The 1,189-nt window shown below is 44.3% G+C and carries 2 protein-coding genes; both read left to right on the top strand.

The features are described 5' to 3' along the window. Window positions 1-628 (top strand): VacJ family lipoprotein (locus tag B7Y67_RS18645; RefSeq protein WP_293599910.1); only part of this gene is annotated, 628 nt, incomplete at its 5' end. Between the two features lie 73 nt (window positions 629-701). After that, on the top strand, window positions 702-1,189 hold a 488-nt coding region (locus B7Y67_RS18640; protein ID WP_293599909.1), incomplete at its 3' end, for a phospholipid-binding protein MlaC.

The raw sequence follows: 1,189 nt of genomic DNA, 5'->3' as shown, positions 1-1,189 counted from the left end.
TAATCGCTCTGTTTTTGAATTCAATGAAGGCTTAGATGCTTATGTTCTTAAGCCAGTGGTTGCCGGATATCGTTTTGTTTTGCCGGAGTTTGTGCGTGACGGTATTTACAACTTCTTTAGTAACTACAGCGATATCTATACAGCCCTCCAAAACCTATTGCAGGGCAAGCCAGACTATGCATTTAACGATCTTATGCGGGTAGTGGTCAATACCACTATGGGCCTGGGTGGTTTAATTGATTTGGCAACCCCAGGTGGCCTTGAAAAACATAAAGAAGACTGGGGTCAAACTTTTGGGGTGTGGGGCATACCATCGGGACCATATGTTGTTTTGCCATTTTTTGGCCCAAGTAATGTGCGTGATACCTTTGGAACGGCCGCTGACATGGAGTCAGATTACTTATTTAGATTGCTACCAGACGTTGCTCTTCGTAATAGCATTACTGGTTTACGGGTGGTTAATGCCCGCAATACCTATTACGAAGCGGGTGACCTATTAGATGGGGCGGCTATTGATAAATATAGCTTTATGCGGGATGCCTATATTCAGCGACGCGAATATCAAATTAATGAAGGGCGAGAGGATCGAGAGCCCCTCATGCCGGTTTACGAAAACCCCTACGAATAAAGGCGATCAAGCCTAAGATAATTTCCTTTAAGGGCTAAAATGAGCCTCAATAACTAGTATTAATCGAGGACACATGAAAAGCCAAAAATCCATTCAAAAATACTTTGCATCCTTGCTCTCAGGCTTGTTTTTGTTTGTCGGCAGTGTTTCTGCTCAAGCAGTTGATCAGTCAACACCAGATGGTTTGATCAAGACGGTAGTTTCAGACGTAATGGCCTCTGTAAAGTCTGATCCAGAGATTCAAAAAGGGAATATCCCGCGTATCGTGGAGCTAGTGGAGAAAAAAATTCTTCCATATGCTGATATGCGCCGCACTACAGAAATGGCAATGGGGCCTAACTGGAAAAAAGCCACCCCAGAGCAACAGGCTCAACTAGTGAGCGAATTTAAGAGTCTTCTTATTCGCACGTATTCAGGTGCTTTAAGCCAATTGCGCGATCAAACAATTCAATTTAAGCCATTGCGTGCCGCTCCAGATGACAAAGAAGTAGTGGTCAGGACTGTGGTGATTGGTCGTGGTGACCCCATACCACTCGACTATCGCCTAGAAAAAACAGCCAA

Source organism: Polynucleobacter sp. 35-46-11 (assembly GCF_002281105.1).
The sequence above is the reverse complement of the archived record's forward strand: the minus strand, read 5'-3'. Positions and strand labels throughout refer to the sequence as shown.